Origin of the sequence: Bacillus cereus group sp. BfR-BA-01331, assembly GCF_022663915.1 — a bacterium.
Taxonomy (GTDB): Bacteria; Bacillota; Bacilli; order Bacillales; family Bacillaceae_G; genus Bacillus_A; species Bacillus_A mycoides.
The window spans coordinates 294631-314726 of the sequence record NZ_JAKUGJ010000001.1 but is presented as its reverse complement, the minus strand read 5'-3'; the positions used below and the strand labels follow the sequence as shown (position 1 = coordinate 314726).

The following is a 20096-nucleotide window of genomic DNA, read 5'->3' as shown; positions in this document are numbered from 1 at the left end:
TCAAAATTCGGCGAATGCGAGGGAGTTAGGTGGGAGTCGGGCTGCTCGTAAACGCCCGATTGGTGTGGGCTAATAATCAGTGGGGATGGACAAAACCCCCACTGATTAAAGTTTCACTTTATATTCATTCAGATTTTCTATAGAAATTTGATGCGATCAGACAAAGCAGACCAGCTATGACAATACTTATACCAATCCCTTTATGCAAATTAGGAAATGGCGATGGTATATCTGAGTAAAAATTTGCTAATATGAGACCACTTGAAAATAAAAGTACCCCTATTCTATATAACCATTTTCTTTTGTTCATCATTCTCCCTCCTAAATTTTTCATACCCTTCTTTCCTTTGGACATACTACCTAAAAAAGGAGTGGATAGTATGCAGAATTCTATACATAAACAAATCCTGTTTTTATTTTTCCTCTTTCTCATTTTCGTTATCGTTTTCAGCTTTATATTACATACTCCGAAAGATGTGCCTAATAGCCTTTCTGTTTATAAACTTTTGCTCTCGTATTGCCGTTATTGAAGAAGGTGCCTTTTATGAGGCACCTTTTAAAATTCTCTCTTCTCATACAGTTTCACTGAAACGAAGATAGATACTATGAACATGCAAATTGAACTAACGAATAACACGCTGTTGTATAGTTGAATTTGTTCCAGGTTGATTTGAAACAAAGTTTCTAAAATAACAATCGGCGCCATGATTATTACTATCGTAATAAAAATAGTTTTTTTATACCCTAGCCAAAACGATATCGGTAAAACAAAGCTTAAATACACTAAAATAAAGCTAATACTAGCAACCATTGTCGTTTCAATAAATTCAAATAGGTTAACCCAATTCTTCATTCCCATCGTGAAACAACCGACCGTTACGCTTATAAAAAGAATAATAATTGCTACTATATATTTCGCATACACAATTCGTTTTCTCAATATTGGCAAACTATTTACTATAATTTCACTCTCATCTTTACTATCTGCTTCAAATGTTTTTACTGTTGCCCCAATTGTAATAATTACTGACATAATTATGAACAGATTTTCCGTATCTGTTAAAGCCATATAAAAGAAAACAGGATACAGTATGCACCACATTAAAAATTTCCATTGAATGATGAAATCTTTTAAAATTAGTTGTTTCAACACTATTCTCCTCTCTCTTACAAATCACGCTCACTATACAAATTAATTGAGAATAACATAGACATGATATATAAAAGAAGCAGCCCTGCTATAAAACAAATATTTACTACTAAACTCGTGCTCCAAGCATTCTCTACATCTAACCATACGTTACTTACAATCAGTCCACTTAAATACCCAAATGCTATTCCGATAAAAGGAGCAATTTGTTTTGCACTGTTATACCCTACTGAGAATTCAATCGGAAGTACAATTATGCTACAAACAAGCCCACCTGTTATACCTCCGAGAATTTCTCCCCACAGCATAAATCCAGTTATATGTTCATTTTGTAACTGAATCAAACCAACCACAAGTGAGAGAATCCCCCCTAACGCAACTAAAATACTTACAAATATGTATTTTGCTATGACAATTTCTTTACGTTGTAACGGTAAACTATTTACTATTATTTCACTTTTATTTTTCCCCTCATAACTCATTGACAGTACCATGCCAAGAAAAGGTATAGATAAGCTAATCGTCATAAGGAAGCTATCACTACGAAAATCAACAATAGCAAGGAAAAACAAACATATAAGATACGCAAACCCTAACTTTCTTTGCAACACTATATCTTTTAAGACTAATTGCTTGATCATGTTTTACCCTCCTAATATGAAAATGTCCCTTCTATAACTCTGCCTCCTGAAACATTTTCATTGAGAGAAACATTGATATGACTATACTTACTAACACTCCGATACCAAGAACACTCATTGCTAGTGTAGCCTCTTGAGAGTGGAGTACTTTTAACATAATTATTTCATCACCAAAAATATTGCACATAAGGCCAATCATACCCATTAAAGGAAAAATCATAATCACATTCAAGACAGTAATAGCTTTATATCCTCCAATGTAATTAGTAGGTATCGTTACTACACAATAAATTAAAGTTGCTACTATTGCTGAAAACACTGCATATCCAGGCATAACTATATCCCTGTCTAACAAAATATTTTTTAATATTACGACTATAAAAGTTGCACTCAAACCAACCATAATAAATAATGTGCTTGAAATATATTTAGCTATAACTATCTCTTCTCTTGTTATAGGCAAACTCACTAATACTTTTTCTGCTTTACTTTTCTCGTCATAATAAAAAGAAATATATATAATCGTACTACATGTTATAAATAATCCTATTGCAATCCCCATTGGTTCGACGGAATTCTTAAAAATAGATAAAATGGGTATTAAAAAATAGAAAGGAAACATCTTCTTCTGTAAGAAAAACTCCTTCAAAATCAACTGTTGCATCTGAATTCTCCTCTCTATAAATCACGCGTTTCATAAATTTTAATTGTAAGAAACATAGAAGCAATGTAAATACTCACTAATGTAATGAATCCAACTATAAATACACCAATATGCATAGGATTCATAATCCACTCAATGAATGAAGGTGCTGTTTCATTCAGCCCATCGCTAATAAACATCCAAAAAATTACACCCACTCCCATTGATGCTGCTGATACTATACTTCTTACTACCTTCGATTTTGTACCGTAATAACTAGGGAAAAGTATCACAACAAAAAACAAGGCGTAAACAGCTCCATTTATTACTTCATACCATGGAATTTCAATGTATAGATTAGGATGATAGGCACCGATATCACCAATGACCACAATGCCTCTTATAAGAAAAACAACTAACATCGTAGAGAGTATGCCACCAACAATGAATATTGCACAGGAAATATATCTAGCAATGATGATATCCTTTCGGCTTACCGGTAAACTATTTATAACAATGTCACTTTTATTCCTTTCATCCATAAAGATTAACGTCATAACCGAGGAAAGGGTTATAAATAAACAACTCATCGGAAATAACAATTCACCACTTGGCTCTAACATAAATAACAAAAGAGGCATAACAAAATTCACTAACCACGTTACCCGAAAAAAGAACAAATCTTTATAGATTAGCTGACGCATAGGCACCTCTCCCTTTCGCAGTGTAAACGATGATATCGTCTAATGTAGGCTTTTCTATTACAACCTCATTTCCAAACCAATCGATAATTGCTTGTTTTTCCTTTGCTAAACCTTCGAAACCAAATTTATTTTTTCGTAATCCAACAAATAGTTCTTTTCCTTCTCGATCTAATAAATCATTGCTTCCCTTTACGATTACGTAGTTCTCCATTAATTCATCTTTTTCACCAGTAAATATAATTTCTCCATCGTTGATAAACGTAATATAATCTGCAATACGTTCTAAATCCGTTGTAATGTGGGTTGAGAATAATACAGATACTTCATCTTCCATTACAATTTCTTGCAACATATCAAGTAATTCACTTCGGACAACTGGATCTAATCCTGCTGTTGGTTCATCCATAATAATGAATTCCGCATGGTGTGAAAGTGCGATTGCAATCGCAAATTTCATTTTCATCCCTTTGGATAACTCTTTAATCTTTTTATACGTTGGAACTTGTAATCTCTGCATATACGATTGATACTGCTTTTCGTCCCACTTTTTATATAACGGTGCAATAATCCGTTTCATTTGCTCACACGTTAAATCTTCGTAATAATGATTTTCATCATATACAAAACCGATATTTTGTTTTATTTCCTTTTCGGCTTTCTTATTGTCCTTACCAAAAATTTTTATATCACCGCTCTCTTTTCTGATTAAATTCATAATCATTTTGATCGTCGTACTTTTTCCAGCTCCATTCGGTCCGATAAATCCCATAATATATCCACGTGGCAATGTAAAACTTACATTTTTCACTGAGAAATCTTGATAAGTTTTACAAACGTTTTTTAGCTCTAACATCTCTTATTCCCCCTTGTATAAACACGCAATCATCTGTTGCAACTCTTCCAGTGAAAGCTGCAACACTTTACTTTCATTCACAATCTCTTCCACTTTACTTTCCAATAGACGTAGCCGCTGTTCTTTTAATAGTTCATTATTTTTACGTGAAACATATGTCCCCTTCCCAGCAACAGTTTCTATATATCCTTCTTTTTCAAGCTCCTCGTATGCACGCTTCGTTGTAATTACACTAATTTGTAATTCCTTCGCTAAGCTACGAATAGACGGTAATTGGTCTCCACCCTTTAAACCACCATTTAAAATAAGCTGGCTTAATTGTTTTCTTATTTGCACATAAATAGGGTCTTGGGAAGAATTCGAAATAATAATATTCATGTTTTCCTCCAGTGTGTGTATATACTGTATATATCTTGTATACACAGTATATACACAACATCCTATTTTTGGCAAGAAAAAAAGACCAACATTTTCCTGTTGGTCTTTCGTATATGTATCACTTTTCAAAGCGATCTAACATTTCGTCTCTCATTCCGAAACTAACAACCGCAATTCCTACATACATAAAAAGAAGGAATGCTGGATGAACTGTATTGTACCAGCTGCTATCAACAATTAAATAAATCGTTAACGCCACAACAAGAACAAACGCTAAAATAAACATATAAAAGTGTCTTGTATTACCCATGATAAACTCCTCTCTTCTCTCTTCACCATTCAACAGTATATTGTATCGAATAATTTGATATGACTCAAGGTTAACTTTCTGTTATGTAATCAAGTTCTACCTTTACAATGTCCTCACACGCTATTGAAATGATTGTTCCTTGTTTATCAATCGCTGTCACTTCTCTATTATCCATTACACGGTGCGCTACTCTTTCTAACACTTTCCCTTGGTCTCGGTAACAAAATTCTTTTACATCTTTAATTGTTTCTCCATTTTCTAAATGGTATACCATTCTATAACATCGATATCCCACGCTTCCACCCCCGTCTTGCTCGTTTTTTCACATATACATAAAAATGAGTAATTTCTACCTCATCACATCTTCTTAATTTCAATAAAATTCTAACAAAAATAAATACTTTTATCAAACCGACTTTTTCAACAAAAACACCTATAAAACCGCACCTTTACAGCAATATGAAACAAAAAATATAAATTTTCAACATTTTTTCATTCTAGCCACACCAATTTTGCAAAAAAAAAGAACCCGCATGTAGCGAGTTCTTTTTTTCCAATCACACTTGTACAGGTGCTAGCTTTTCATAACGTAAAACTGGTTTACGAGCAGCCAATGTTTCATCTAAACGTTTTATTACTGTTGTATGTGGTGCTTCTTGTACAACTTCTGGATTTTCTTCTACCTCTTTAGCAATTTGAATCATCTTATCAATGAAACCATCTAATGTTTCTTTTGATTCTGTTTCTGTTGGCTCAATCATAATACATTCTTCCACATTTAATGGGAAGTAAATTGTTGGTGGATGGTAACCGAAATCAAGCAGACGTTTTGCAATATCTAATGTACGTACACCAAGTTTCTTTTGACGACGACCAGATAATACAAATTCATGCTTGCAATGTCTATCGAACGGAAGATCATAGAATGGTGCTAATCTTCTCATCATATAGTTCGCATTTAATACAGCATACTCAGTTACTGCACGCAAGCCATCTGGGCCCATAGAACGAATATATGTGTATGCACGAACATTAATTCCGAAGTTACCATAGAATGGTTTTACGCGCCCAATTGCTTCTGGACGATCATAGTTGAAATGATAGCCACTTTCTGTTTTCTCTAAAATCGGTTTTGGTAAGTACGGAATTAAATCAGCTTTCACACCTACTGGACCAGAACCTGGACCACCGCCGCCATGCGGACCTGTAAATGTTTTATGAAGGTTTAAATGAACAACGTCAAATCCCATATCTCCTGGGCGCGCTTGGCTTAATACTGCATTTAAGTTTGCACCATCATAGTATAATTTACCGCCTGCGTTATGGACGATTTCTGCCATTTCTAAAATATTTTCTTCGAATAGGCCTAATGTATTTGGATTTGTTAACATAAGTGCTGCTGTTTCTTCGTTTACAACACGTTTTAAATCATCTAAGTCAACAAGACCATGTTCATTTGATTTCACCGTAATTGTTTCAAAACCAGCTACTGTTGCAGACGCCGGGTTTGTTCCGTGAGCAGAGTCAGGAACAATTACTTTCGTACGGTTAAAGTCACCGTTCGCTTCATGATATGCACGAATCAACATTAATCCTGTCCATTCTCCGTGTGCACCAGCTGCTGGTTGTAACGTAACAGTATCCATACCTGTGATTTCAATTAAATGTTCTTGTAAGTCATACATTAATTCCATTGCACCTTGCACTGTCTTTTCATCTTGAAGTGGATGAATATTTGCAAATCCTGCGAAACGAGCTACGTTTTCATTAATTTTAGGATTATACTTCATCGTACAAGACCCAAGTGGATAGAATCCTGAATCCACACCGTGGTTACGGTTTGAAAGCGCTGTGTAATGGCGCATAATATCAAGTTCAGATACTTCTGGAAGCTCTGCATCTTCTACTCGAATATAATCACTCTCAAACACATCTTCTAATTTTACTTCTTCTACATCTAATTTGGGTAAGCTATATCCTACGCGTCCTTCTTTAGTCACTTCAAAAATAAGTGCTTGGTCTTGGTTCTTCATTGGATAGCCCCCATTTCGTTTACAAGTGTGTCAATTTCCTCTTTTGTACGAAGCTCTGTTACTGCTACAAGCATATGATTTTCATGCTCTTTATAATCACGGCCTAGGTCGTAACCACCGATAATATTCTTTTGTATTAATACATCATTTATTTCTTTAACTGGACGTTTGCAATCTACAACAAATTCATTAAAGAATGGTCCAGCGAACGTTACAGTGAAGCCTTTCGCTTCGAATTGACGTTTTGCATATTGTGCTTTAGAAATGTTTTGACGTGCCATTTCTTTTACACCTTGTTTGCCAAGTGCCGTCATTGCAACAGAAGCTGCTAATGCATTTAACGCTTGGTTTGAACAAATGTTAGACGTCGCTTTATCACGGCGAATATGCTGTTCACGTGCTTGTAACGTTAATACAAATCCACGTTTACCATCTGAATCTACAGTTTGTCCGACAAGACGTCCTGGAATTTTACGCATAAATGCTTTCGTTGTTGCAAAGTAACCACAGTGCGGTCCACCAAACTGCGTTGGGATACCGAATGGTTGTGCATCACCGATTACAACATCAGCACCGAATTTTCCTGGCGGTGTTAATGCGCCTAATGATAATGGATTTGAAGAAACGATAAATAATGATTTTTGTTGATGAACGATTTTTTCGATATCAGCTAACTTTTCCACTTGTCCGAAGAAGTTTGGATATTGAACGATTACACAAGCAACTGTATCATCTACTTCACTTTGTAATACTTCTAAATCTGTTACACCGTTTTTATGATCAATTTCAACAACTTCAAGATTTTGACCTTTTGCATATGTTTCAAGTACCGCTCTTGATTCTGGATGAACTGCCTTAGATACAAGAATTTTCTTTTTGCGAGTATGACCAGCTGCTAGCATTGCCGCTTCAGCTAAAGCTGTACCTCCGTCATACATAGAAGAGTTTGCTACATCCATTCCTGTTAATTCACAAATCATTGTTTGGAATTCAAAAATTGCTTGTAATTCCCCTTGTGAAATTTCTGGTTGGTATGGTGTGTAAGCTGTATAAAACTCTGAACGAGAAATAACATGATCAACAATTACTGGAGCGTAATGATCGTATACACCTGCTCCTAAGAAAGAAGCATATTCTTTTAAATTAGCATTTTTACTAGCCATTTGAGATAACTCTTTTAAAAGCTCTGGCTCTGATTTTGCTTCTTTAATTTTTAAATCCCCTTTAAAACGAACACTCTCTGGAATATCAGAGAATAATTCGTCGATCGTTTGAACGCCGATCGTTTGTAACATTTCTTTTTTGTCTTCTTCTGTCATTGGAAGATAACGATGCAACATGAAATCTACCCCTCTCCCCGTTACTTTGAACGTTTATAAAATGGTGTTGGAACAACTACTGCTTTGACGCGTTTATTACGAATTTCAATTTCTACTTCTGTATCAACTGCTGCGTATTTTACATCAATTAGTGCTAAACCAATGCTTTTCTTTAACGTTGGAGATTGTGTACCACTCGTTACTTCCCCGATTTTTTCTTCTCCTATAAATACAGGGTAATGCGTACGAGGAATACCGCGTTCGATTACTTCGATGCCGACTAATTTACGAGATGCACCGTTTTCTTTTTGCTCTTTTAACGTTTCTTTTCCAAAGAAATCTGCTTCTTTATTTGGTTTTACCGCAAAGCCAATTCCCGCTTCAATCGGTGTAATATCTTTTGATAACTCCTGTCCGTATAACGGAAGTGTTGCTTCGAAGCGAAGTGTATCACGAGCACCTAAGCCACATGGTTTTAAGCCCTCTTCTGCTCCCACTTCAAGAAGTTTCTCCCAAAGTTTTGCTGCATCTTCACTCTTACAGTAAATTTCGAATCCATCTTCACCTGTGTAACCTGTACGAGATACAAGTGCAGGAATTCCATCTACAAGAATATTATTTTTAAATTTAAAGAACTTAATTTCTTTCAAATCTTCTGACACAACTTTTTGTAAAATGCCTTCTGCTTTTGGTCCTTGAATTGCAAGCTGCGCAACTTCACTAGAAACATTGACTACTTTCGCATCGCCAATTACATGGCTAGCTAACCATTCGTAATCTTTCTCGATATTTGATGCATTGATTACTAATAAATAGTCTTCTTCACCACGTTTGTAGATTAATAAATCATCTACTGTGCCACCATTTTCATAGCACATAGCTGTATATTGTGCGCCCCCTACCTTTAAGGTAGATACGTCATTTGTAACAACACGTTGTAAAAATGCTAAACTATCTACACCTTTTACCTCTACTTCTCCCATATGAGATACATCGAACAAACCTGCTCCTGTACGTACAGCTTCATGTTCCTCTTTAATGCTTGAAAATTGAACCGGTAATTCCCAACCACCGAAGTCGACTGTTTTCCCACCATACTTCGCGTATACATCAAATAACGGTGTACGTTGTAATGTAATCATGCTCTTTCCCCCTTATGCTCTGACAAATCAATAAAAGTTGCTTCCCATATCTAAACATTTTCATTCTGAAAAGATAAGGTTATACGGAATCTCACTATATTTTTTTATGAAAGCGTAAATAAAAAGTTACTTTCTTGGATAAAATACGAAAGATTCCACACATTTCACACCATTATCCTAACATCATTCGCTATATTTCATCAATATTCTAGCATAAAAAATAATTTAGAATTTTTTATTCTTAATCATATTAAATACAACTTTTAAGATTTAGACCTTTATCGTTGTCTATTCTTTAACTTTTAGTAATTGTGATAGCGCCTTATTACAAGGCTTATAATAAAGATTTTTTTAATAATCACTTTAGTTTATAAAAGGTGGGAGAGTCTTAATGAATGTCGATATTTCCGTAGATCGAACGTGGCAAAATAATTTTTTAAAAAGAATTGATGAAGATGGTCCTTGGACAAATTGGGATTTATATCATTTAGCTTATAAAACAGAGAAATCGTTACTCGTCCCTACTTTTGATGGATTGCAAGCACCGAAACATTTATCACATTTCACTCCGCTTCCACATCAATTAGAGGTCGCTCAAAATGTCATTGAACAAATGAATGGTAAAGCGATTCTAGCAGACGAAGTCGGACTTGGAAAAACGATTGAAGCTGGACTTATTTTAAAAGAATATATGGTTCGAGGACTTGTAAAAAAGGTACTCATTCTCGTTCCAGCTTCTCTCGTATCTCAATGGGCGTATGAACTAAACACAAAATTTTTTATTCCTGCGGTCGCTCAAAAGAAAAGTTATTCTTGGGAACAAGCTGATGTCATCGTTTCATCAATCGATACTGCGAAACGTTCACCGCATCGCGATATCGTTTTAAACCTAGAGTATGACCTTATTATTATCGATGAAGCACATAAACTAAAAAATAATAAAACAAAAAACTATGAATTTGCACAGCGATTAAAAAAGAAGTTTTGTTTATTACTAACTGCAACTCCTGTTCAAAATAAAATCGATGAAATCTTCAACCTCGTTTCTTTATTAAAACCAGGTCATTTAGGCAATCAATCTAATTTTGAAGAATATTACGCTTCCAAAAATCGTTCCACTGAATCCGATGAAGATTTAAAAGCTCTTATCAATAAAGTAATGGTTCGAAATAGACGCAATAACACTGGCATTGATTGGCCGAAGAGGCATGTACGAACAATCTTCGTTGAATTCAATGAAGAAGAACAAGCTTTGTATAATGAAATTGAAAATTGGCGTGGACAAGATGCCGTCACATCTGCTTTCTCATCCTTAACTTTAAAACGGGAAGCATGTAGTAGTCGTGAAGCTGTTTACTATTCATTAAAAAAACATGTAGAAAAAAGACAGAAAGAAAATGAGCACTACATAAAGGACCCACATATTGATGTGCTGATGGACAAAATTAATCATATTCCGTTCAACTCCAAAGCAAATAAAGCACTAGAGCTTATAAAAGAAGTTGACGATAAAGTCATTATTTTCACTGAATATAGAGCTTCACAAATGTATTTACAATGGTTCTTACAACAACATGGCATTTCCTCTGTTCCATTTCGCGGTGGATTTAAGCGCGGGAAGAAAGATTGGATGAAGGAGCTTTTCCAAAATCATGCCCAAGTATTAATTGCGACCGAAGCTGGTGGTGAAGGAATTAACTTACAATTTTGTAGCCATATGATTAATTACGACTTACCGTGGAATCCAATGCGACTCGAGCAAAGGATTGGACGTATTCACCGTCTTGGACAAAAAAATGATGTTCATATTTATAACTTAGCAACAAAGCATACTGTTGAAGAGCACATTTTAAAACTACTATATGAAAAAATTAATTTATTTGAACGTGTAATCGGTGAACTCGATGAAATTTTAACGAGAATCAACATGAAAAATATTGATGCGCATATTCAAGAAATTTTCGCTCAGTCAAAAAGCGAAGGTGAAATTCGAATCAAGATGGAAAATTTAACATCTATTATCGATTTTGCGAAGCGCAATGAAGCAGAGGTGCAAGACTATGCAGCAAAATGAAATTCATAATTACTTATATAACTTTTTTGAGGCGAATAACTGCGAAATTTTAGAACGTTCCCCTCACCTATTAGACGTGCAGTTAACAATTGAAATGGATAAATTATTAATGAACCGCCCTTTCTATTGGCACTATCTTGAAAAAACAGGAGGCGTTCCGAACCCGATGCGCCTTACTCTTATTACAAATCCGGAAAACGAAGAAAACGACGGTGAACTTATTCATTACGGTTCACCACGTTTGCATCAAATATTTGAAACAACAAAAGAACTAGGTTCATACATACGTTTATATGAGGAAGTGAAACATAGCGGGGCAACTCATACCCCCCTTCATCCTTGGCTTGGTGTAAATATAAAAGTATCTTATCAATGCGACCGAAAAAAAGACATACTTCATTCCATCGGTATTCATCTTATTTCCGGGACAATGATTGCAAACTTTCATGACACTTTAGCAGAGATCAAACTCACACCGAAAATACCTGACTTTTGTTTTACCCTCTCACCTATCATTAAGCCACAAAGTGGCTTACAACGTATAGAGGATGCTTTAAAAAGTATAATCGCTGAAGATGACCACACGTGGGCAAAAGAAGCGAGAGTGCGTTGGAATCACGATTTAGACCTTTTAAATCGATTTTACGAAGATAGCGATGAACTTCCAGAAAGCTATGAAATTGAAAAACAAGCATTACAAGAACAATACGAACCACGCATTACAATACAAATTATAAACGGTGGTCTCTTTTATGTTACCGCAAATCATTTTCTATCTTAAAGAAAGCTCCTTCAGATTGAAGGAGCTTCTTTTAAAATATGTTCCCAGCCTATTCTCTATCTTCATTGCGCTCTTGCTGTTTTTTCTCTGTCATACGTTTCTGATATGCACGATCCTTTGCACTTACATGGTTTGCATCAGTTGGAAGATTCTCTTTTGAACGACCAATTCCATTACTCATCTTTTTCGCCTCCTTTTTGCATGTTTCAAAATGCATCTTTATTTTCAGCTAGAGGCACAATCCTTATACAAAAAAATAAGAGCAGCCAGTAGCTGCTCTTACTCATTCACGTATTTTTGAAACATATCATGGATGCCTTGATTTACGAGGTTCGAGATCTGTTCGTCAGATTTATTCGGATAACGATCACGCAATCTGATAGATGCCTTCACCATTAAATTTTCTAATACAGAACGGCCACCTTCTCCATAAATAATTTCAGCATACTTAACAAGTCTTCCATCCTCTAATGTTGCTGGATTATGATTGAAGAAAAATTTACTCATTGTCTCCACCTCTCTCTTTGATAACGTTTACATTTATATAGATTATTTATGTTATTTATTTCACAATATTGTATGCATGTATATTTAATTGGTTTCATTATAAAGCAACATATCAATAGTAAATATGTGATTTTCCGTCCATTTTGTGAACAAACCAAAAATGAAAGCGTTTCCTTTATTATATACTAAAAAAACTTACTACGCTAGGGGCAATTTTTTAATCTACTAATCATCTACTTTTCTTTTTTTCATTAACCTTATACAATTTTCAGAAATTATATTATAAAATATATGTATGACTTAAGGAGGCCATGTATGAATCAAAATAAAAAAGCTATATTAGATCTTGTCTTTTATCTCGTATTCCCATTCCTCATTTGGAAATTTGCAAAACCTTATATCGATCCTTATTACGCAATGTTAATTTCCTCTGTTCCGGGGATTATTTATACACTGTATACCTTTAAAAAAGAAAAACAGCTTAACGTTACAGGGTTCTTTATTTTAATTACACTTATTTCTAATACAGCGGTAGACTTAATATCTGGGTCGGCTGAACGAATGCTATGGAATGATGCATATTATCATATCGTACTTGGCTGCATCGTTATATGTACAATCTTTATAAAAAAACCACTCATGTTATATTTCGCAGCTGATATCGCAGCACTGCAAGGTCATGATCGTGATAAAAGCCGTGAGCTTTATCATGATAGTCGTATATATCCAGCACTGCAATATTTAACACTATTTTTCGGCCTTCAATTTATATTAAAAAGCTTCTTGAAAATCTATTTCATCTCTGTTTTCGGTGTAGATGGATATGGTGAAATGAGAGCTATTATGACCGCTGTTGGCTGGGGGATTTCTATTTGTATCGGAATTGGATTTGTATGGGTAAACAATAAAATACATGCGGTTACTGAGGAAAAAGAGTCTGTGCAATAAACAAAAATCCCCTAGCATCTTGTTATACTAGGGGATTTTTGTTTTGCTAAACATATTACGAAAAAGTTAGCTTGATTTTTTTCTTTTATTTTTTACATTTCGATAAAACAAAGCAGCGCTCAGTGGCATAACACCAAACCATTTATTTAAGAATGGCTCTTTCTCCGCACGACGTTGTTGTTTCTGTTGTTTTCGATCCTCTTTTGGAGCATCCATATATGACACAAATTGCTGTGTCACAAAGCGTACATAATCATTAGTAGACATATTATCATCACCTCTACTTGATTAGTATGTCCACTTTTTTATTCATTAATCTTTTGCTTTAATTCATTCATAATTTGTTTTACCGATTTATTCGTCGTATCGATATGAATATGAGCCTCTTCATAATGAGCTCGGCGCGATTCAAATTTCATCACAAATGCATCTATATCTTTCTTCTGAAATAGTGGACGTGTCGTATCTTCACGAAGCCTTTCTGCAATTACATGTGGATCACAATATAAATACACGACAGTTCCATTTTCCTTCATCCACTTTCGATTTTCCGCTCGTTCAATAATCCCTCCACCAGTTGTAATAATTACATTCTGAACCGGTAGTGAACGTAACATTTCACTTTCATATTCGCGAAAAGCCATTTCGCCTTCTTCTGCAAAAATATACCGAATCGCTTTCTCTTTCTGCTCTTCGATTTTTTGATCTGTATCTACAACTTCCATATGGAGTTCTTTACTTAACGCTTTTCCAATTGTTGTTTTCCCGACTCCCATATAGCCGGTTATGTATATAGATTTCATTTTCGTTCCTCTCAATCATCCGTTATTATTTGTTATTATAACGAAAGATGTTACTTTATTTAATAAAAAAACGTTTTGTTCTTCTTGTAAAATGAAGAACAAAACGTAACATACTCGCTTTTACTTATAAGTACCTCTTCTCACCCACTGCGTTGCAATCCATTTCTCACCTTTCGTTACAGGTGCTCCTCCATGTAACGTAAGCTCATTTAGTGATTGATCTTGATAAAAGTACTCAAAGTATACTGCCATTCCCTTTCTAGGGTGTACAGAAAGATTTAATTTCGGAAAGAATGTTTCTCCGCCTTCTTCTACATCATTTAAGTACATCACAAGAGTGCTTATACGATTATTAGCAGCTGATCTACTATGTTCCGCAAAATAATCATAGTGCGCTTTATATTCTTGATCTACTTCATAATTTAAAATGTGCAATCCTTCTCCATGCGCTACAGGAACATTCGTGATAGATGAAATTCGTTTTTCAATCTTCGAAGTTAGTTCATTCTCTTCCAAAAATGCACCACTACTCGTTCGAATATCATTTACATCACGTGATGAACCAACTTTAGAACGTTCCATCTTACTTTTAGACAATTCAATTAATTCGTCGCACTCTTCATCACTTAATACATTTGCTAATACGACAATAAGAGGTTCTTCGAATTTTGAAATAATTTGTATTTCCCTATCCTCTGTCATAATCGTATTTCCTTTATGATCAAAAATAGTTTGTTCCTTATTTTCACCTATTTGATTGTTGTTTGTCATTTCCTTATCTCCCTAGAAAAAAATGATTGGATAGCATGAATATATCATATTCTTTCTACCTTTCTCTTTTTTGAGAAAATTTAAACTTTTGACCATCGTTTTATCCCTTCCCTCACAGAAATTAACTCACTCCACAATAGGAATTAGTGGTTCTCTCCCACGTATTTTACACACTATCCTTCTACCCAATCAAATATTTTATTATCCTTTTTCCTATAGTGAAAGCTCACTGTATAGAAAACTCTCTGTTTTGTAACACATTGCAACGAAATGATAATAACATCATTTTCAAAGACGTACTTTCCACTCACTTCTCCTCTTTCATACTGAAATAAAAAAACATCCTCTTTTTCTTTTTGCTGTAACTCTCTTTTTATATCTGAAATAGCGCGATCAACAAGTTCCTCCATGAAAAAACTTTGTTCTATTTCAGAATAAAATTTTTTATCCGAAAGTAACATATTCGTTTCGTACATCAAAAAAGAAATGAATAAAATAAGAAAAATAATTGTTCCTGGCATTGCAAATCCATCTTGTTTTCTCATGTTTCTATCTCAATTTCACTATAGCGCACAGCCACGCCTTCATATATTTCACCACTTATATCTTTCACATATATATATAACAAATGAGGTGTTAATTTATACGAAATCGCTTCAATCCTTTGTAATATAAATTCCCTTCCGCGCATATTTACTTTTCTTATTAAATTACTATTCAACTTTTCATACGTCACCTGATCACCATTACGAAGTTGGAAGCGTAAAATATTCCCACCGTTTTCTAGTGCTATCTTCCTCCCACTTGATACTTCACGAAACTCTAATTGCATTTGTCCTAAAAACACATCCCACTCCCAGTCATTTAATCCTTTTGAATGTGTATTTTCTATCCCCATAATATGAAGACGCGGTAAAAGTAAAAAGAACATTGATAAAAGTAACAAACATGCAATCATTTCTATTAATGTAAATCCCGCTTCTTTTTTATTTTCCCTTTGCATAAAGGCATTGCTCCATCGCTTTTCCTCTCATATCTTTCCACATCGTACAAACTTCATCTCCTCTCCAATATGTGTAATATACACTTCCTTTTATGACTTGCTCTTTTACTCGCTTTTCCTCATTCTCATACTTAAATAAGGCCGCTTCTTTTTTTAATAATATTAATGCTTTATAGCTCATTTTTATATTTTTTCTTTCTTGCATAATTAATAATGTTTGCGGGAGCAATAACGATGCCGCCATCATTATTAAACTTAACGCTACAACCATTTCAACCATTACTGATCCTTTTTGACACTTCACGATACGTAAATCTCCCTCTTCCAAGCTGAAATACAATCTCATATTTATACCCTCGATAGGAAAGTAAAATCGTACCACCCCTATTAATATTCCCGCTCGGATTATATGTCATTGGATTTGGAAAGGTATGCAGATCAATTTGGACATCTTTATCATATTCTCCCTTAGCAATTAAAAGGGCTGTCTCCGATTCCGAAATATAATACATATGTTTCTCTTTAAACCAGCGTAACGTATAATGTTTTTGACGCTTAATCGCTAACTGCTGCATATACAAAATATCATTTGAAAACTGTTTCAAAAACTGCTCAACTTTTTGTTTTTCATGTAATGAAGTAACGTTAAAATGCGTAACAACACTCAGTACAGAAATAGCAAATAAGACAAGTAGCATTTCTAAAAGAGTAAAACCTTTTTGCTTCACGATTTCCCAGCTGATACCGTACCATCATCGGAAATATGGATTGGTTCACCTTTCGGGCAAGTTTTTGAAGTAATATACTTTCCTGTTTCAAGTTCCTCTATTGATGGAATCTTATTATGTTGCAAGTGATATGCTTGTATTTGTGCTTCTATAGATTTCACATAGGCTGCACATCCTTTTCCTTGGACGGATGAGCGCTGTGTAACTACATTTGGAATAATTAATAGTAATAATACAGTTATGACAACCATAACTAATAACATTTCTAAAAGAGTAAAACCCTCCTCATTCTGCATGTAAATGCCCCCTATATAGAATTCATCATTTGAAACATCGGCATAATCATCGCTAAGTACATCAAAATGACTATAACCCCAAGACATGTAAATAAAATGGGTTGAATCACAAATAACATACGTTTAATTTTTTGTTCTACTTTTTCAATAATGAGCTCACTGTAATCACCAAGCTCATTTGCTAAATTACCGTTTGCTTGTCCATGCGTAATAATATAAGAAAGTTCTTTCTCGTAATAACCGCTTTTATCAATAATAGATTGTAACGGTTCTCCTGCAATTAATTGCCGCTCAATTCGGTCTGCTTCATACTGAAAGAACGGATGATACTTTTGCTTCATCATTATTGTTAATGCTTCGTGTACCGACAATCCACCGTGTAATAAACCACTTAATTGAGTGGAAAAATAATGCGAATGATTTAAAATAAGAAATGTTTTCATAAGGGGAATACGGATCATAATCTTTACCTTTTGAGTAGGCGGAAGTTTTCGGAAATAAAATATATATAAACTAAATCCCGTTATAACGATAAAAACAATCATATAAATGAAGTAGGGCAATAATTTAATTGCAACTAAAATTTGCTCCGTAAGTGGTGGTGCTGTAGAACGTAAAGAACTATACATCATTTCAAACTGAGGCAATAAAATGAGGTTAAAAATAGAAAGCATAATCATTAAAAAAAATGATAAAAACATAGGATATCGCATTACTTTCATCATATCTTTCCTATATTTATCTTTCTTGTAAAGAAGTACGCTCCCTTGTTGCAAAGCAAAAGAAATGTCACCATGTCGCTCTGCATAAAACAAATAACTTAACATCTCAGAGTGAAACATTAATTGGTGAAAAGAAGCGTGCAAACTTTGTCCATTTTTCAATCCCTCGATCATACGCTGTAACTGTAATTTCTTCCCTAATGGTAGTTGCAACTGCAAAAATTCTAACGCCTGCAAAAGTGAGTAACCTTTCTCTAATAAATCACTTAATCTTTTACATAATAATGCTTGATCACTTAAACTCCATTTTCTCTTAAACATATACATCTTCTTCTAAAAAGCCTAAAGCATACCCTTTTCGAACCGACGATTCCAACGTTTTATAGTGATACGTAACATGTTCTCCACTTGCTTCTTTAATCGCTTGTTTTAATTCATATCCATATAACAGTTCATAAATGCTTGCCTGTCTCACTTTCCTCATTGATTTACATAAAGTTGCACACTTCCCTCTGCAAAATGGACATTTTAATTCGACGAGCCGCTGAGCAGCTACTGCTAATAATGATTGTTCAATTTCTTGCCTTGTAATACCATAATCCATAAATCGTAGTATCGCTCCTTTCGCATCATTTGTATGCAAGGTTGTCATTACTAAATGTCCCGTCAAACTGGCCCTTACAGCTACTTTTGCTGTTTCTTCATCACGAATTTCGCCAACTAAAATAATATCTGGATCATGACGCAAAATAGCCTTTAATCCCGTTTTATATGTGATACCAGCTTTTTCATTTATTTGAATTTGTAATAAACCGTCTTTTCTTTGCTCAACTGGATCTTCCAGTGTAATGATGCGACGTGTTTGCCATTTTCTAGCTACTTCTAATAACGCATACATTGTTGTTGTTTTTCCAGAACCAGTCGGCCCAGTAAATACGAGTAACCCATGCGAATGCTTTAAAAAAGAGAGTAATTTTTCCGCTGAACTTGGAAATAACGAAAGGTGAGACAACGGCTGAGCAGATGCTTGTAAATGGAGGCGAATAACGAGACTTTCTTGATATACTGTTGGAAGTGTTGAAAGGCGTAAATACACTTCTTGTCCATCAATTTGTAAGTACAACGAACCATTTTGAGGCTTTCTCCTCTCTCCTATATCCATTGATGCTAAAAACTTAAAGTGCGAAACAAGCTTTTCTCCAAATTCCTTTCCAATACACCGTTTCGTAATTAAATCTTTCCCTATACGTAATTGAATCGCCACATCCTTTTGCCTGGGCACAATATGTAAGTCTGATGCTTGCACCCCACAAGCTTCTTTCATAATCATATTTGCAAAAAGCTCGACACTATTCATCAAGTTTCCCTCCTCACTATGTATATATCATGAAAAAATGCTCAAGAAAAATTAGAGATTTTGTATTTTCACTAAGATAAAAAGGAAAAATATGTTTGTGAAATTATGAACAATTTCTGAACTATTGTCTGAAATTACCTATATAGAAGTTTATCTGTATTATAATGTTAATATCTTGGATAAAGTGATAAAGGTGGAGATCCTCATGGAACAAGCTTTAAAAATTACAGGTGTGTTATCTGACCCTACTCGTTATTACATTTATAAATATATTTCGCAAAAGCATAATTACGTAACTGTACAAGAAATTGCAGATGAGTTTAACATTCATCCAAACGTAGCGCGTTTACATTTATCTAAATTAGAAGATGTTAATATGCTCAAATCAGAAACAAAAAAAACTGGGAAAGGCGGCAGACCAAGCAGACTATACGTCTTGTCTCAAGATGTCATCCAGTTACAATTCCCATTTCGCGATTATCAATTATTAGCACAGATAGCATTTAATTCACTACTAAGCTTAGGTAGCGCCGGTGAAAAAGCGCTATATGAAACAGGAAAACACTTCGGCAAAGAATTAATGCAACAGCATATGCATCGCTTAAATGTAAGTGCAGAAGCATTGACGGTAGAACAAAAAATGCAAATCGCAAAAGAAGCATTCTCAACAGCTGGTTTATCTCCTGCTTTTGAAATAAGTACGGATGGCACAAAAATTTTCTATGATGTACACAATTGTCCGTTTAAAGAAGTTGCTGTGCATCATCCAACTGAAATTTGTAACATGCACGGAGATATGATGAAAGGGATTTTTGAAATCTTATTCCCGAACGTAGAATTAACTCGAAACGATAGTCTACTAGATGGCTGCAAATCTTGTAACTATAAAGTTCAAATTTAGTTTTTCAACTAAGAAGAAGTCAATATTATAAT

29 protein-coding genes are annotated in these 20096 nt (G+C 34.6%); 5 read left to right on the top strand and 24 right to left on the bottom strand.

Going from position 1 to position 20096, the window contains the following annotated elements:
- Window positions 1–124: 124 nt before the first annotated feature.
- From MR155_RS01600 to gcvT, 12 genes are all read right to left on the bottom strand, one after another.
- Window positions 125–310 (bottom strand): hypothetical protein, encoded by a 186-nt coding sequence (locus MR155_RS01600; protein WP_215600701.1) that lies wholly within the window; start codon window positions 308–310, stop codon window positions 125–127.
- 246 nt (window positions 311–556) lie between these two features.
- A complete protein-coding gene (locus MR155_RS01595) occupies window positions 557–1153 on the bottom strand; it encodes an ABC-2 transporter permease (RefSeq protein ID WP_242307677.1) in 597 nt (198 codons plus the stop codon).
- 14 nt (window positions 1154–1167) lie between these two features.
- Window positions 1168–1791, bottom strand: coding sequence for an ABC-2 transporter permease (locus MR155_RS01590; protein WP_242307675.1), 624 nt, complete (start codon window positions 1789–1791; stop codon window positions 1168–1170).
- A 31-nt stretch (window positions 1792–1822) separates the two neighbouring features.
- The gene (locus MR155_RS01585; protein ID WP_242307670.1) at window positions 1823–2455 is read right to left on the bottom strand and encodes an ABC-2 transporter permease; all 633 of its coding nucleotides are present in this window, start codon (window positions 2453–2455) and stop codon (window positions 1823–1825) included.
- A gap of 14 nt (window positions 2456–2469) precedes the next feature.
- Window positions 2470–3138, bottom strand: a complete 669-nt coding sequence (locus MR155_RS01580) for an ABC-2 transporter permease (protein WP_242307665.1) — start codon at window positions 3136–3138, stop codon at window positions 2470–2472.
- A complete protein-coding gene (locus tag MR155_RS01575) occupies window positions 3119–3991 on the bottom strand; it encodes an ABC transporter ATP-binding protein (RefSeq protein WP_242307663.1) in 873 nt (290 codons plus the stop codon). The genes MR155_RS01580 and MR155_RS01575 overlap by 20 nt, the downstream gene beginning before the upstream one ends.
- Before the next feature lie 3 nt (window positions 3992–3994).
- A complete protein-coding gene (locus tag MR155_RS01570) occupies window positions 3995–4369 on the bottom strand; it encodes a GntR family transcriptional regulator (protein ID WP_002190660.1) in 375 nt (124 codons plus the stop codon).
- A 118-nt stretch (window positions 4370–4487) separates the two neighbouring features.
- Window positions 4488–4679: a hypothetical protein gene (locus tag MR155_RS01565; protein WP_002088608.1), complete on the bottom strand. Its 192-nt coding sequence runs from the start codon at window positions 4677–4679 to the stop codon at window positions 4488–4490.
- A 70-nt stretch (window positions 4680–4749) separates the two neighbouring features.
- Window positions 4750–4953 (bottom strand): DUF3929 family protein, encoded by a 204-nt coding sequence (locus MR155_RS01560; RefSeq protein ID WP_000262495.1) that lies wholly within the window; start codon window positions 4951–4953, stop codon window positions 4750–4752.
- Between the two features lie 283 nt (window positions 4954–5236).
- The gene (gene gcvPB, locus MR155_RS01555; RefSeq protein WP_219303530.1) at window positions 5237–6712 is read right to left on the bottom strand and encodes an aminomethyl-transferring glycine dehydrogenase subunit 2; all 1476 of its coding nucleotides are present in this window, start codon (window positions 6710–6712) and stop codon (window positions 5237–5239) included.
- On the bottom strand, window positions 6709–8052 hold the full coding sequence (gene gcvPA / locus MR155_RS01550; RefSeq protein WP_113935573.1) for an aminomethyl-transferring glycine dehydrogenase subunit 1: 1344 nt from the start codon (window positions 8050–8052) through the stop codon (window positions 6709–6711). The genes gcvPB and gcvPA overlap by 4 nt, the downstream gene beginning before the upstream one ends.
- Window positions 8053–8072: 20 nt before the next feature.
- Window positions 8073–9173: a glycine cleavage system aminomethyltransferase GcvT gene (gene gcvT / locus MR155_RS01545; RefSeq protein WP_002034013.1), complete on the bottom strand. Its 1101-nt coding sequence runs from the start codon at window positions 9171–9173 to the stop codon at window positions 8073–8075.
- 391 nt (window positions 9174–9564) lie between these two features.
- Between gcvT and MR155_RS01540 the strand changes: the two genes are divergently transcribed.
- Both MR155_RS01540 and MR155_RS01535 read left to right on the top strand, forming a co-directional pair.
- Window positions 9565–11247, top strand: coding sequence for a DEAD/DEAH box helicase (locus MR155_RS01540; RefSeq protein ID WP_002015016.1), 1683 nt, complete (start codon window positions 9565–9567; stop codon window positions 11245–11247).
- A complete protein-coding gene (locus MR155_RS01535; protein ID WP_002088611.1) occupies window positions 11234–12028 on the top strand; it encodes a YqhG family protein in 795 nt (264 codons plus the stop codon). Before MR155_RS01540 ends, MR155_RS01535 begins: the two co-directional genes overlap by 14 nt.
- Window positions 12029–12077: 49 nt before the next feature.
- Here the strand turns inward: MR155_RS01535 and MR155_RS31750 are convergent, their stop codons facing one another.
- Window positions 12078–12209: a hypothetical protein gene (locus tag MR155_RS31750; protein ID WP_002088613.1), complete on the bottom strand. Its 132-nt coding sequence runs from the start codon at window positions 12207–12209 to the stop codon at window positions 12078–12080.
- Window positions 12210–12307: 98 nt separating this feature from the next.
- Window positions 12308–12535: a hypothetical protein gene (locus tag MR155_RS01530; protein WP_000032698.1), complete on the bottom strand. Its 228-nt coding sequence runs from the start codon at window positions 12533–12535 to the stop codon at window positions 12308–12310.
- A 72-nt stretch (window positions 12536–12607) separates the two neighbouring features.
- Here MR155_RS01530 and MR155_RS01525 point away from each other — a divergent pair, with 72 nt between their 5' ends.
- Complete coding sequence (locus tag MR155_RS01525; RefSeq protein ID WP_080019198.1) at window positions 12608–12724, top strand: GTP pyrophosphokinase; 117 nt, start codon at window positions 12608–12610, stop codon at window positions 12722–12724.
- 126 nt (window positions 12725–12850) lie between these two features.
- Entirely contained in the window at window positions 12851–13483 is a 633-nt protein-coding gene (locus tag MR155_RS01520) for a VC0807 family protein (RefSeq protein WP_219303531.1), read from the top strand.
- Window positions 13484–13549: 66 nt separating this feature from the next.
- Here MR155_RS01520 and MR155_RS01515 read toward each other — a convergent pair whose 3' ends face one another.
- The 10 genes from MR155_RS01515 to comGA form a co-directional block, all read right to left on the bottom strand.
- A complete protein-coding gene (locus MR155_RS01515; RefSeq protein ID WP_002015009.1) occupies window positions 13550–13750 on the bottom strand; it encodes a YqzE family protein in 201 nt (66 codons plus the stop codon).
- 38 nt (window positions 13751–13788) lie between these two features.
- A complete protein-coding gene (locus MR155_RS01510) occupies window positions 13789–14286 on the bottom strand; it encodes a shikimate kinase (RefSeq protein ID WP_242307660.1) in 498 nt (165 codons plus the stop codon).
- 120 nt (window positions 14287–14406) lie between these two features.
- Complete coding sequence (locus tag MR155_RS01505; RefSeq protein ID WP_002131210.1) at window positions 14407–15057, bottom strand: 2OG-Fe(II) oxygenase; 651 nt, start codon at window positions 15055–15057, stop codon at window positions 14407–14409.
- 173 nt (window positions 15058–15230) lie between these two features.
- A complete protein-coding gene (gene comGG / locus MR155_RS01500) occupies window positions 15231–15602 on the bottom strand; it encodes a competence type IV pilus minor pilin ComGG (protein ID WP_242307657.1) in 372 nt (123 codons plus the stop codon).
- Window positions 15599–16060 (bottom strand): competence type IV pilus minor pilin ComGF, encoded by a 462-nt coding sequence (gene comGF / locus MR155_RS01495; RefSeq protein WP_242307655.1) that lies wholly within the window; start codon window positions 16058–16060, stop codon window positions 15599–15601. The genes comGG and comGF overlap by 4 nt, the downstream gene beginning before the upstream one ends.
- Entirely contained in the window at window positions 16044–16340 is a 297-nt protein-coding gene (locus tag MR155_RS01490) for a type II secretion system protein (protein WP_242308248.1), read from the bottom strand. Before MR155_RS01490 ends, comGF begins: the two co-directional genes overlap by 17 nt.
- Window positions 16333–16788 (bottom strand): competence type IV pilus minor pilin ComGD, encoded by a 456-nt coding sequence (gene comGD, locus MR155_RS01485; RefSeq protein ID WP_002165074.1) that lies wholly within the window; start codon window positions 16786–16788, stop codon window positions 16333–16335. Before comGD ends, MR155_RS01490 begins: the two co-directional genes overlap by 8 nt.
- Window positions 16785–17084 (bottom strand): competence type IV pilus major pilin ComGC, encoded by a 300-nt coding sequence (gene comGC, locus MR155_RS01480; protein WP_002088623.1) that lies wholly within the window; start codon window positions 17082–17084, stop codon window positions 16785–16787. The genes comGD and comGC overlap by 4 nt, the downstream gene beginning before the upstream one ends.
- Window positions 17085–17095: 11 nt before the next feature.
- A complete protein-coding gene (gene comGB, locus MR155_RS01475) occupies window positions 17096–18133 on the bottom strand; it encodes a competence type IV pilus assembly protein ComGB (RefSeq protein ID WP_277958599.1) in 1038 nt (345 codons plus the stop codon).
- Window positions 18120–19163 carry a competence type IV pilus ATPase ComGA gene (comGA, locus tag MR155_RS01470; RefSeq protein WP_201038877.1) on the bottom strand — a complete coding sequence of 348 codons (1044 nt, stop codon included), beginning with the start codon at window positions 19161–19163 and terminating at the stop codon, window positions 18120–18122. Before comGA ends, comGB begins: the two co-directional genes overlap by 14 nt.
- A 205-nt stretch (window positions 19164–19368) precedes the next feature.
- Here comGA and MR155_RS01465 point away from each other — a divergent pair, with 205 nt between their 5' ends.
- Window positions 19369–20064 (top strand): helix-turn-helix transcriptional regulator, encoded by a 696-nt coding sequence (locus tag MR155_RS01465; RefSeq protein ID WP_242307651.1) that lies wholly within the window; start codon window positions 19369–19371, stop codon window positions 20062–20064.
- Window positions 20065–20096: the final 32 nt, after the last annotated feature.